Origin of the sequence: Lysinibacter cavernae, assembly GCF_011758565.1 — a bacterium.
In the GTDB taxonomy this organism is placed as follows: Bacteria; Actinomycetota; Actinomycetes; order Actinomycetales; family Microbacteriaceae; genus Lysinibacter; species Lysinibacter cavernae.
Map to the genome: position 1 here is coordinate 1,258,961 of NZ_JAAMOX010000001.1, position 12,251 is coordinate 1,271,211.

The window sequence follows — 12,251 nt, forward strand, 5'->3', positions numbered from 1 at the left end:
TCCCGCCGCCGATAAACGAACCCTATCGCTCACGTCATCAACGATGTATCGTTAAGTATCGTTCGCATGTCTATAGGAGGTCATCATGAGCAGTTCGTTCCCCACAAGTGGTTTTGGTATTGGCAATCCAGCCGATGGCGTGTGGCAGGTCATGGACCAGCTACGGTCATCCTTCGAAAAGCGTTCGGGCACCCGCGTCGGCCGCGGAGACGTGCGGGCGGCCGTTCTTGCGCTCCTCACCGAGCAACCCATGCACGGATACCAGATCATCCGCGAAATCGAACAGCGCAGTGGCGGCTCGTGGAAGCCAAGCGCAGGCTCCGTCTACCCAACCTTGCAATTGCTTGCAGAAGAGGGTCTCATTAGCGCCGAAGAATCAAACGGCCGCAAAACCTATGTCCTCACCGACGCCGGGCAGGAAGAAGCCGCGGAGGCAGCAGCCCAAGCACCGTGGGGAGCCACGGCCAACTCAACGGGCAGCGGCCACACCGCCCTCCCAAAATCCGGCATGGAACTCGCCCAGGCGGCAGCCCAGGTCAACCGAACCGGCACACCAGAACAGATTCAGCAGGCAGTCACCGTGCTCGACGAGGCCCGCCGCCGCCTGTACTCGATTCTCGCCCAGGACTGACCGGCGTGACAGCCTCCGAGCAGGGGCCCCTTGCCCTCGACGAGAGCATCACCCGCAAGCGGTACCGCCGCATCCTTCGGTTCGCCGGTGCCAATCTCGTTGTGACGTGGTGGTTCGAATTGTTCCTCCCCCGCATCGGCCTTGCAGCGGTCTCGGAACGAGGCAGGGCCAAGCGGATGCAGCGCTTCGCGAAGCGATTTCATGTGCTCGCCGTCGACCTCGGCGGGCTCATGATCAAGGTTGGCCAGTTCATGTCGTCGCGGCTCGACGTCTTACCACCCGAGATCACGGCCGAGCTCGAAGGGCTGCAAGACGAAGTTCCGCCGGTAGCGTTTGCCAACATCAGAGCGGTCGCGGAGGCCGAGCTCGGGGTCACTCTTGAGACCGCATTCGCAAGGGTTGACGAGATTCCCGTGGCGGCCGCATCCCTCGGCCAGGCGCACAGGGCCAGCCTCTCGCCAGTTGACGCCGCAGAGACAGGGTTGAGCGAGGTTATCCTCAAGGTTCAGCGACCTGGCATCGATCAGATCGTTGCCGTCGATCTTGCAGCGCTCCGCCGCGTCGGCGGATGGCTCAGTAGGGTCCGCGTCATCGCAAACCGCGTCGATATGCCGGCGCTGGTTGAAGAATTTGCTCAAACCAGTCGCGAAGAAATTGATTATCTCCACGAGGCCGCAAACTCGGAACGCTTTGCCGAAGACTTCGCTCACGATCACCGCGTGGCAGTCCCAAGCGTCATCTGGGAACGGACGACGCGACGAGTTCTCACACTCGAGGATGTCACTGCCATCAAGATCACCGATGCCTCGTCGCTTCGCGCGGCCGGCATCGACCCTGGACACGTGGCCTCGGTCTTTGCCGAAGTCATGTTTGAGCAGCTGTTCACCAAGGGCTTTTTTCATGCAGATCCGCATCCGGGCAATATTTTTGTCACGCCAACACCAATGGATGCTGGCGACAACCAGCCGTGGAGGCTGACCTTTATCGATTTCGGCATGATGGGCGAGGTTTCATCTCACACCCGCGCCGGGCTGCGAAAGCTGCTCATCGCGGCAGCGTCGCGCGACGGCAAGGGCTTAGTGACGGCGATGGGCGATCTTGGTGTGCTCCTCCCATCTGCCGAAACAGCAGATCTTGAACGGGCAATGACCCAGTTATTTGCACGGTTTGGCGGCATGGGCTTTGCCGAACTTCGGGAGGTTGATCCTCGAGAATTTCGCGATTTTGCGGTGCAGTTTGGCGATGTTGTTCGGTCGCTCCCGTTTCAGCTCCCCGAGAATTTCCTGCTGGTTATTCGGGCGATGTCACTCACCTCCGGCGTGTGCAGCGCCCTCAATCCGGCGTTTAACCTCTGGGATTCGGTTGAGCCGTTTGCCTCGCAACTCCTGCGGGATGAGGGCGGCAACGCGGCGAAGGATGTGGCGCAACAGGCCCTCGAACTCATTGGCATCGCGTGGAGATTGCCAAAACGGCTTGATGAACTCATCACGAAGGTTGAAGACGGCAAGATTGCGGTCACGACCCCCGCGCTCGACCGACGGCTCGACCGGCTCGATCGCACTGTTCGCAGGGCGATCTCTGCCCTCATCTTCGGTTCGCTACTCATCGCGGGAGCGGTCTTGCACGGAGAGCACCCGACAGTTGGCACCATCCTCATGGCAGCGTCGGCACTCCCCCTCCTGCACGCGCTCTTCGCGGCTCGCATCGGCAGATAGCGAGCGCAGATCCGACGCTAGAGTTCCTATGCCCCACGTTTTGGGAACTCTTGTGTCAGATCTGTGAGCCGAGATCCTGAGGGTGGCCGCGCGGGGGCTACCGAATCGTAATAGCGACCTCAACCGCGTAGTCGTGCTCGCTCGCACCGATAACAGATTGACGCACTTCCGCGTTGCGCAATGAAACCTCACGCTCCGATACGTGATCGAAGAGCGCAACGACCGCTGGATGCGTGGCGCCCTCTGGCAGTTCGGGTCCATCAGTAGCGTGCCAGGTGGCAACGAGCTCGGTTCGCGCCGGCAACTCGTCGACGATCGTCTCTGGGCCGCCCCAGTCTGTCATCAGGCGCGTTGGGGTCGGCCAGCAGCACATCAGTTCAACCGTGCCGTGGTTGGCCGGGCCAAGCGTCGTCCAGAATTGACCACTCGGCGAGAGGCCGTCACCCTGGAGTAGCCCAAAGAGTTCGGCAAATTGCTCTCCTGCCAGCTCATTTGCGTCGTCAAGTTCTTTGACTCGCTCCGGCTCGGCGGGCACGTGTACTTTCCTCGCTACAAATGGTTGCGGGGCACACGCCCGCTCGATGACGTTCGTTGGCACCCCGAGGGCGGCAATTATCTGCGTGGCGGCTTCATATGCGAGGTCTTCACGGAGGCGTTCGGCAGCAACACGGTCTCGGTGTGCCGCGAGCAGGAGGGCGGCATCCGCTCCGGGCGCTTCCGCCGTTGCTTGAATGGTTGCCACTTCGGCGAGCGGCACTCCGGCGTCGCGGAGGGCGCGGATGATGACACCCTCACGCACCTGATGCTCGGCATACTTGCGATAGCCAGAGGCCTCGTCGATAGCTGAGGGAGCCAAAACTCGCTTCTCGTCGTAGTGCCGCAGTGCTTTCACGCTCAGCCCGGTAATTCCCGAAAACTCTCCAATATTTAGCATGTATCGAGCATCTCATCTCCTCTTACGGGAGGGTCAAGTTCGATTCTGGATGCGGTCAGGTAGCGTGGGTTTGACGCGCTCCAATACCGATATCCGGCGTGACCGCTCAGCCTCATGCTCTTCGGGTGATCCCGCTTGCTGGCGGGCCGTGGAGAATGCTGAGCAACTGCGAGGAGAGACAATGTCACCCACCACGTCGGCACACCGAGCGATCTCTGCGAGCGCCTCACGCTGGAGGTCTCGCTATTGGTTGGTCCTGCTCCTCGTGGCGGTGTCGTATGTGGCGTGTGCGGTGCAGACGGGGCCGAACCCAAGCTCGCTGTCCTTACTCATTCAGCTGGTCACAATCGCTGTCACGCTGCAGGTGGCAGCGGTGAGGCCACGTATTCGGCGTTTTGGTTGGATGTTTGCCGCGGTCATAGGCGTTGCCACGCTTATCGGCACACTGCTTGGCGCAGAGGGACACACCCTTGATGTGACGCTTGCCGCGGTTTCCGTCATCGCTTACGCTGCGGCGGCGGCCATCATCATTGCTGATCAGGTGCGGCAGCGTTCGTTCAATTTGCAGGCCCTCTGGGCAGTGATCGCCGCGTATGTCATGGTTGGCCTGAGCTTCACGTTTGTCTACAATTTGGTCTCACTCGTTTCGGCAGCGCCGGTGTTTGGTGAGGGCCAGGCTGATTCCCTGTCGAGCCAGCTGTTCTTCTCCTTCACGACGCTCACAACAACCGGCTACGGAAACATGGTGCCGGTCACGCCGATGCTGCAGAGCATCGCCATTCTTGAGGCCATTGCCGGGCAGCTCTTCCTGATCACCGCCGTTGCACGAATCGTGAACGCGAATAAATCGATCAAAAGCACCCGTGCGCACGATTCGGAGGCGGACGAGCGCTGATTACAGCTGCGTCGGCTCGGTCAGACGCCGCAGTCATTGACGAGTGAGGCGCATCGCCATCGCTTGGGTCACGCTGCTGTCGTCCGCGAGGCGGCGATACTCGGCGGTGCCTCGGCCATAGAGGGCAACCTTCGCGTCGGTGTCGTGGTGGATTCCCCAGCCGTACTGCTTGCCCAACGGTGATGCGCGGAGGCACGCCTGTGGTTTTGCGACGAAGGATGCGAAAGCTTCGGCTCGTTCCGACGGCTTCAGTTGCGATTCGTCCACGCCGGCACGAATCAGGTGAACGGCAAAGAGAAGTTCATCAGAAGTACGCGCATACGGGGCCGACGAAAGCAGCTCGTATTGCAGGGAGGCAATTGTGGGCTTTGCTCCGCGCAATCGGCCACAAGCATGGGCGTTTTCTTGGCCACATCCGCGCACAACCGCCGCTCGTTCCGGCTCGGTTCTCCACAACCCAGCCAGCCAGACATATCCACAGATTACTCACGGGGCTTTCTTCGCAGGCTCCCCGTCAACTACGATCTTTTTCAGAGAAACCTGTACGAGAGGATGCCGGGGTGGGCTTTCACAATCTGACCAGCTATCGAACACAGCGCAAGTTGACGAGCCAGCCATCGCGGCGAATCAGCTTGCTCGCGGTGTTCGCCCTCGTCGCTGGCCTCTCGTTTGTGGCATTTGCTGCGCCGCAGGCAGCGTCGGCCGATGTGAGCGCACAGTGCGCATCCCCGACTCGAACCGTCTCACCGTCTGACCGTTCCATTTCCGTAGCCAGCGGCGAAACGGTTCTGGTTGCTGCCGACTTCACCGGCGGCATCGACGCACTGCCAACAAATGGCGCCCTCTGCATCGCCTCTGGCGCGACGCTGACCGGCTCGTACCTGAATAATGCGGCGGGGTCACTCTCTGTTGCCGCCGGGGGTTCACTCTCGCTTCCGTCGATTGCCGTCGCAACCGGATTCCTCCTCGACGTTGAGGGCTCGGCTGCGGTCGCCGGCCTGGCGATGAATGGCAATGCCACGATACACGTTGCCGATGGTGCAACGTTCACCTCGGCAGGCTCAATTGCCTCGGCCTCGGGGGAATTTCATAACGAGGGCGAGTTCCATGTTGACGGTGCGCTCGATCTGAACACCGGCGTCCTGTTCGAAAACTCCGGCATCCTCTCGGTCAAGGGCGGTGCCAATATCAACGGCCAGCTCACGAACTCCGGAATAGCCAACTTCTCGCTCGGGTTGACCATCAACGGATCGGGCTCGCTCCACAATAGTTGCGCGGTCAACGCGCTCGGCGATCTCATGAACAACGGTGGCACCTCACAGAACGAGGGCATTGTTCTCACAACGGGCAACTTCACCAATAACGGGCGTTGGACTCAGTCTCACAACGGGGTATCAAGCGCGGTCGGCTTCACCGACGACGGCACCGTCACCGGGTTTGGTCGCTATCACTTCACTGGCAACTCGAGCGTGCAGGGCACATTTATCGGAGACTCTGCGGCAGACCCCATCGTGGTGCAATCAACAGCCCCCGGCTCACAACTCTTCAACACGCAAACAGGCGGTGTCTCAAATGCCATGAGGGGCACGGTGAACCTACTCGTGCCGTTCCCCGCGTGTGGGTCAACAACAGAACCGAGCCCAACCGCCGACGTTGAGGTCGCCAAGGACGGCCCGGCAACCGTCTTCGAAAACGGAGTTGTCACCTACACCATCACGGTCACCAACCACGGCCCCTCTGCCGCGGCAGGGGTCACTGCATACGACCAGCTCCCCACGGGTTTCACGCTCGACCCGGCATCAACGACGGGCACCGTGAACAGCGGTCGCATCAGCTGGAGCCTCGGTGATCTTGGCGTCAACGAGACGATCACGCTCTCCTTCTCTGGAACGGCCACCGCGCCTGTTGGCACCATTCTCACCAACGGCGCGATTGCATCCTCAACAACTCCGGACACCGCGCCAAGCAACAACGACGGAACATCGGAATCCAGCAGGGTATCGACCGAGGTGATCGCGACTCCCCCACCCGCGAATGTCGCGCCCGTTGCAAACGATCTCACTCGTGACACCAGCACCAGGCTGCTTGAGGTCGGTCAGGTGCAAGCATCCGATGCAGATGCCGGACAAAAACTCACCTACACAAAGGCGACGTCCCCCGCGCACGGAAACGTGTATTTCACCGCATCCGGCGGGTTTGTCTATCTCTCCGACGCCGACTTTAGCGGCTTCGACAGCTTCGATTATCAGGTGTGCGACAACGGCACTCCCGTGCTGTGCGATACGGCAACCGTGACCTTTAACGTGTACCCGCGAGCCATAGATGACAACGCGCAAACGTTTGAAGCATCGCCCGTCGCTATTCCGCTCCTGGCAAACGATATCCCGGGCAGCCAACTCGAAACGACAATCACGGCCACCCCAGCCAACGGCCAGGTCTCTGTCAACGCCACCGCGGGTGTGGCCACATATGTCCCTGCCGATGGTTTTACGGGAACCGACACCTTTGAGTATCAGATCTGTTCGCTCACTTCTCCCCAGCTGTGCGCTATCGCCACGGTGACGGTGACCGTCATCGCCGAGAACAACCCTCCGGTAGTTCAACCGCTGACACAAATAACGGTCGTCGATTCGGCAACCACCGAAACCGTGACCGCAACCGACCCAAACGCTGGGGATATCCTGACCGATGAAAGCGGAATCCCGCCACGCAGCGGCAGCGTTTCTGTCGATGCGGGCGGAACCGTTGTCTACACCCCGCATCATGGCTTTGCAGGCCGGGATGAGTACACGGTCATCGTCTGTGACGACGGCACGCCCCAGCTCTGCGCTACCGGACTCGTCAGCGTAGAGATCTTGCCGCTTGCGTCACCCGATTTGGCAACAACGCGGGCAGGAACTCCCGTCTCCATCGAGGTACTCACAAACGATGCAGGAACCGTCTCTGCCCCCACCGTCGCCTCGCAGCCAACCAACGGATCGGTCAGCATTACTGGCGGAACAGCCGTCTACACTCCAGCGACCGGTTTTGTAGGGACCGACAGTTTCACCTACACAATTTGCGCGCTCGAGGCGGCTGACCTCTGCGCAACAACAACCGCAACTATCACGGTAACCGCTGCACAGCCCGGTACTACACCGCCTGGTACAACACAGCCCCCAGCTCACGGTGGAAATGCCTCCGGACCAAGCACGGGAGGCCTGGCCGTCACCGGCGCCAACGACCCAATCGCGCCTGCCCTCGGATGGGCAGCTTTGGCAGCAGGCTTCGCCTGCATTGCCGCGGCCAGAAGCCGCAAACAGCGCCAGATCTAGGAAACGTGCGACGCCCCACCAGAGTTACATATCACTCGATGTAACCACAATCAATATCTTGACACACTAACTTTCAACACTCACTCCATTTGTCCAGGGAACCAACGGGTACGCCACAGCTAAGAATGCTCACGACCGTTTATTTATCTGCCATAATATATATCAAGCGAGGGCTTGGGGGCCCTCGCAGTAGGAATCTAGGGTTCCTACGTTGGGGGTTCTTTTGGGGGTTCCCAATCACGTTAATCAACGGATTGAGAAGAGAAAAAACATGAACAAGCTTTCTAAAGGTCTAATCGTTTCTGGTCTTGGCGTCGCACTTCTGCTCGGAACCGGCGGCTCACTCGCACTCTGGAACGTCAGCGCGCAGAGCGAGGCAGGCAGCATCAACACCGGTGATCTGAACCTCGTCGTCGCTCCTACCGGCCAAACATGGGAGATCCAGACCGGTCCGGCCACCTGGGCACCAATCGCCGACATTGCCGACTTCAAGATGGTTCCGGGCGACGTCGTCCGCCTGACCCAGCCGATGAACGTCACCCTTGTTGGTGACAACATGAAGGCAAGCCTCACGGTAGACACCGAGGCAGCCGTAGTGTCGGGTGACGCAACCGCCGCAGACCTCTTTACAGTCAACACGAGCTTCCTTGCACCCGATGTCGCTGGCGTCCAGCTGCCGGTGCAGACTCCAGGAACCAACGTTTGGAACTTCAGCGAGCAGGTGCTCGGCGGAACCCAGACGTTCAAGCAGCAGATCACCTTCGACTTTTCCGCAGCGGCGTCAGACCGGGTCGGGAGCGTCTCGAAGGTTGACCTGAGCAAGACCAACTTCGTCCTTGAGCAGGTTGCGCTCTAACCAAGCGCTACTTCTACAGGCCTACTGGCGAGTGGATCGCTCATATCGATACACTCGCCAGTAAGTCACCGTTTTCAGGGGAGGTAAAGCGGCATGGGCACGACAGAATCACTGAGCATCATGGCTCACTTGCGCACGTTCCGACTCCCCCTCGCGCTCCTCGCACTCGCAACGACTGCCATCCTCATCTTGAGCACAGGCAACTCGTTTGCGACGTGGATGGTGTCGCAACAGGGCAAGGGCACCATCAACACGGGTCGTTTGAGTTTTCAACTCATGGATGCAAACGGCCAGAACGCTTCACCTTCAGATCCAAACAGCTCGGCATCACCGAGCTACTCGTTTCAGGCGCTGACAATCAGCGCATTATCACTCCTGCCTGGCGATACCAGAGTTGCGCTGATGAAGGCCACGAACACGGGTGACACACCGCTCACACTGTCTATCACCGGCATAGGGAACTCGGGCTCGTCGGCAGCACACAAGGATTTAGTTGACACGATGCGCATGGGCATTGTTTCGTCAGCGTCAACCACATGCGATCCCGCAACGATCACAAGCTTCCGCGCCGTCAGCTCGGTGACCGCAACCGAAGCGGTGCAGGTCGTCCCTGCGGCATCCGCACTCAAACCGGGCGAAAGCACCAACCTCTGCGTTGGATATCAGCTCTCAGACACCACACCGAACAGCACCCAGGGACTCGCCATCAGGTTCACGTTCCAAGTGCGAGCGGACCAGCACCGACCTTAACCACAACCTGTTGCCATCCGCAACGACAACAACACAACCCAGATGGGCGCATAGAAAGGGGCACAGCATGGCAGCACACGCAGCTAACCGTCGCTCCCGCACCGCATGGGACATCACCAAAGCAATTGCGTTTGGCGTTGTTGTATCGGCGCTCATTGTGATTGTCGCGGCCCTTATTGTTGTGCCGCGTGCCACGGGGTCGACCACCTACACAATCTTGACCAACTCGATGGCCCCGGGACTTCCGCCAGGGACGGTCATCGTGACCCAGCCGCGCGCGATCTCCGACATCCGCGTTGGTGACGTCATCACTTACCAGGTCGAATCGGGCAAGCCAGCGGTCATCACTCACCGCGTGGTTGGCATCAGCACCGACACCAGAGGCGAGACCGCGTTTATTACCAGGGGCGATAACAACTCGGTCAACGATCCTGAACCAATCATTCGCGAGCAGGTACTCGGCGTAGTTATCTACTCGGTTCCCTATATTGGCCTCGCTATTAACGCCGTGACAGGAAACGCAAAACTGCTTGTACCCGTTCTCATCGCGGTCGTGTTCATCCTTTGGGGCCTTGGCTATGTGGTCTCATACGTACTTTCACGAAAAAAGAAGCAGGCCGCCCTCCCGGAAGACGATGCCGCATGAAGCGCCGGACGCTCACAGTCACCATGGCGGTGACCACAATCACTATGGTCTCGTTGGCCATTCCGTCGTTGGCCACGGCCAAGTCAAACTCGTACGTAGACGGCATTGCACCCGTTGCGCAGCCTGAGCCTCTCCTGCTCAGCAATGACGGAACCGTCTGGGGAACAACACTTCCTGAACCACTCTTCGACGCGGCCCATCGCTACGTTCCTGGAGAAGTACTTGAGTCAGGTTTCTGGATCCTCAACAATTCCGGACACCCCGCTTTGTACACGGTGCAGGCCACAAACGTGAACATGACTACCGCACTCGCTGGCACCCTCAGCATGACAGTTGGTGGCGACGGTCTCACATCGGCCCCGCTGACCAACTGCTTGACGATGGTACGCAACACACCAATTGCGGCGGGCGAACGACTCTACATCCAAAGCGCTGTTTCGCTCAGCGAAGCTGCGCCCCTCGACGCACGAAACCAGGTGGCTTCGTTCGGAATCGGCACAACCCTGCACGACGCTCCACTCACGATTGCTGACGGTCAATGCCTGGATGACACGGATAATACCCTGCCTCCTATTGCCCCGATCGATACCGACCCACCTTCAACGCAGACGCCTGCGCCGCCAACAACCGAGACAGCTCCGAGCGACGGATCAGGCAGTTCAGCATCGCAAGCCGTTTCGGCACCTGCATCACAACTCGCGCTGACCGGCGCATACCTGGGAATCTGGGCCCTGCTCGCTGCGGCTCTCTCGGTGGGAGGCATTCTCATTGGCTTCCGTAAACGAAAGGCAACTCATGAGTGATCTTGGCTACGGGATGGCGGCACAAACCGAATCGCGGCGACGCTCGCTTCGCCGCTGGGTTGGTGCGGCCACAGTGCTCGTGTGCACGCTTGCCGGTGTACTTGGCTCGATGCCTGCCGAAGCACTCTGGAGCATTAACGATGCCAAATTCACCGCAGTAGCCTCAACAGACGTACTCACCGCCCCGACTAAACCATCCGCGCTGTTGCCTGAGGCAAACGCACTGTCGGTCAGCACGAGCACCGGCCCAAGCAGCGACACACTCTCGCCCTCGTATACGTTTGAGCGCTCGACAACAAGTGACTTTGCTTCCCCAACGACGCTGCACAGCGACAGCCCGACGGTGAGGGACACCGGAAACGTTGCGCCAACGGCCACCCCGATGAAGCTCAGCAAGATTTCGACCGGGGTAAATTCCTCGTGTGGGCTCTCGGCTGGTGACGTGTACTGCTGGGGCCAAAACGATACTGGGCAGCTCGCCCAGGGAACCCTCTTCACGAGCTCAAACGTGCCGCTCAAGGTGCTGCGGGTAACCGATAACGCCGGTTCCCAGATTCCTGCCGCCGCCGTCTTTGTCGACGTTTCGGTTGGCGAGGGAACCGCTTGCGCCGCAACAACGAAGGAAGCCTATTGCTGGGGCATTAACCGCTCAGGCAATGCGACGGCCAACCTTGCCGGCGTCATTACGCTCGCCCGAAAGGTTCCGACCGGGGTCATTGACGGCATCAGCTCGATCTCCGTCGGCTACGACCACACCTGCGCAATCTTTGGCTCGCGGGGCGCAAGCTGCTGGGGCGGCAACCTCAGCGGACAGATGGGAAACGGCAACTCGGGCGTGAGCGGAGCCTTCGCTCCAACCCAGGTTGCGACATACGGTGTTGCAGGCTCGGCGATTCCGAACGGTGCGGTTGCCACAAAGGTCAGCGCTGGCAATCAGTACACCTGCCTCATCGCTTCCAATAACGCGTATTGCTTCGGCATCAACACATACGGCTCCCTTGGCAACGGAAACACAACCATGTATGCGGTTCCTCAGCGGGTTGTGACGGGCACGATGCCGATCAACACCGTGTCAGACATCGTGACGGCGGTTGAGTCCCAGAACAACGTTCGCGCATCGTGCGCGATTGCAAACTCAAATGTGTATTGCTGGGGTGCTGCCTCGTACGGCGCGCTTGGCAACGGAACGGTTGCCCCAAACGTCTCCAGCCCGGTCCGCGTCCTCCAGGTTCCAGCAGGAACAGCCTTTTCCCTCGCGAGCGGAAGCTCCGGCCACTGCGTCATGACGATGACCAACATCTCGTGGTGCTGGGGCGGGGGGACGGCAGGGCAGCTCGGAAATGGGATGGCCGACGTCTCGTTACCAATCCAGACCATCGTCCCGCAGGGCAAGATAGTGGTTCAGATTTCGAGCAATTCGAGTACCCGGTGCTGGTTGTTCTCCGACGGCACGGCCGGATGCGCCGGCGCTGGTGGCTACGGCAGGCTTGGTGACGGCGGCGCCGCACGTCCGAACGCGTACACCCACACGATTGTCGCGATGCCGAGCACCCTGAAATGCGCGACAGGTGCCGTCTTGCTTGCCGACAACACGTGTTCGCTCACGTCAAACACCACGTACTACTACCGGGTGTCGGTCACACTCGGCAACTGGTCAAGCCCTGTCTCCGCCGTCGCCGCGCTCAAGACGGCCTAGGCGCACAAACC

11 protein-coding genes are annotated in these 12,251 nt (G+C 60.0%); 9 read left to right on the forward strand and 2 right to left on the reverse strand.

The features are described 5' to 3' along the window. Positions 1-85 precede the first annotated feature (85 nt). Both FHX76_RS05665 and FHX76_RS05670 read left to right on the forward strand, forming a co-directional pair. Positions 86-631 (forward strand): PadR family transcriptional regulator, encoded by a 546-nt coding sequence (locus FHX76_RS05665; protein ID WP_167148748.1) that lies wholly within the window; start codon positions 86-88, stop codon positions 629-631. Further along, a complete protein-coding gene (locus FHX76_RS05670) occupies positions 628-2,346 on the forward strand; it encodes an ABC1 kinase family protein (RefSeq protein WP_208402599.1) in 1,719 nt (572 codons plus the stop codon). The genes FHX76_RS05665 and FHX76_RS05670 overlap by 4 nt, the downstream gene beginning before the upstream one ends. A 97-nt stretch (positions 2,347-2,443) precedes the next feature. Here the strand turns inward: FHX76_RS05670 and FHX76_RS05675 are convergent, their stop codons facing one another. After that, complete coding sequence (locus tag FHX76_RS05675; protein WP_167148752.1) at positions 2,444-3,280, reverse strand: MerR family transcriptional regulator; 837 nt, start codon at positions 3,278-3,280, stop codon at positions 2,444-2,446. A gap of 181 nt (positions 3,281-3,461) precedes the next feature. On the opposite strand from FHX76_RS05675, the gene FHX76_RS05680 reads away from it, so the two are divergent. After that, complete coding sequence (locus FHX76_RS05680; RefSeq protein ID WP_167148754.1) at positions 3,462-4,175, forward strand: ion channel; 714 nt, start codon at positions 3,462-3,464, stop codon at positions 4,173-4,175. A gap of 33 nt (positions 4,176-4,208) precedes the next feature. On the opposite strand, the gene FHX76_RS05685 is transcribed toward FHX76_RS05680, so the two are convergent. Further along, positions 4,209-4,598 carry a DUF6157 family protein gene (locus FHX76_RS05685; protein ID WP_341777915.1) on the reverse strand — a complete coding sequence of 130 codons (390 nt, stop codon included), beginning with the start codon at positions 4,596-4,598 and terminating at the stop codon, positions 4,209-4,211. A 137-nt stretch (positions 4,599-4,735) separates the two neighbouring features. Between FHX76_RS05685 and FHX76_RS16665 the strand changes: the two genes are divergently transcribed. The 6 genes from FHX76_RS16665 to FHX76_RS05715 all read left to right on the forward strand — a co-directional run bounded on the left by FHX76_RS16665 (position 4,736) and on the right by FHX76_RS05715 (position 12,240). Next, on the forward strand, positions 4,736-7,489 hold the full coding sequence (locus FHX76_RS16665; RefSeq protein WP_167148758.1) for an Ig-like domain-containing protein: 2,754 nt from the start codon (positions 4,736-4,738) through the stop codon (positions 7,487-7,489). 271 nt (positions 7,490-7,760) lie between these two features. Beyond that, positions 7,761-8,345: an alternate-type signal peptide domain-containing protein gene (locus tag FHX76_RS05695; protein WP_167148760.1), complete on the forward strand. Its 585-nt coding sequence runs from the start codon at positions 7,761-7,763 to the stop codon at positions 8,343-8,345. 93 nt (positions 8,346-8,438) lie between these two features. After that, positions 8,439-9,095: a hypothetical protein gene (locus FHX76_RS05700; protein WP_167148762.1), complete on the forward strand. Its 657-nt coding sequence runs from the start codon at positions 8,439-8,441 to the stop codon at positions 9,093-9,095. 67 nt (positions 9,096-9,162) lie between these two features. Next, a complete protein-coding gene (locus tag FHX76_RS05705) occupies positions 9,163-9,741 on the forward strand; it encodes a signal peptidase I (RefSeq protein ID WP_167148764.1) in 579 nt (192 codons plus the stop codon). Positions 9,742-9,770: 29 nt separating this feature from the next. Next, positions 9,771-10,544, forward strand: a complete 774-nt coding sequence (locus FHX76_RS05710; RefSeq protein WP_208402445.1) for a hypothetical protein — start codon at positions 9,771-9,773, stop codon at positions 10,542-10,544. Next, positions 10,537-12,240 (forward strand): RCC1 domain-containing protein, encoded by a 1,704-nt coding sequence (locus FHX76_RS05715; RefSeq protein ID WP_167148768.1) that lies wholly within the window; start codon positions 10,537-10,539, stop codon positions 12,238-12,240. Before FHX76_RS05710 ends, FHX76_RS05715 begins: the two co-directional genes overlap by 8 nt. The last annotated feature ends 11 nt before the right edge of the window (positions 12,241-12,251 follow it).

Bases quoted from the DNA above. Each gene is read 5' to 3' on its own strand.
- FHX76_RS05705 (WP_167148764.1), top strand. From the start codon at position 9,163: ATGGCAGCACACGCAGCTAACCGTCGCTCCCGCACCGCATGGGACATC.
- FHX76_RS05700 (WP_167148762.1), top strand. From the start codon at position 8,439: ATGGGCACGACAGAATCACTGAGCATCATGGCTCACTTGCGCACGTTC.
- FHX76_RS05665 (WP_167148748.1), top strand. From the start codon at position 86: ATGAGCAGTTCGTTCCCCACAAGTGGTTTTGGTATTGGCAATCCAGCC.
- FHX76_RS05695 (WP_167148760.1), top strand. From the start codon at position 7,761: ATGAACAAGCTTTCTAAAGGTCTAATCGTTTCTGGTCTTGGCGTCGCA.
- FHX76_RS05675 (WP_167148752.1), bottom strand. From the start codon at position 3,280: ATGCTAAATATTGGAGAGTTTTCGGGAATTACCGGGCTGAGCGTGAAA.
- FHX76_RS05715 (WP_167148768.1), top strand. From the start codon at position 10,537: ATGAGTGATCTTGGCTACGGGATGGCGGCACAAACCGAATCGCGGCGA.
- FHX76_RS05680 (WP_167148754.1), top strand. From the start codon at position 3,462: ATGTCACCCACCACGTCGGCACACCGAGCGATCTCTGCGAGCGCCTCA.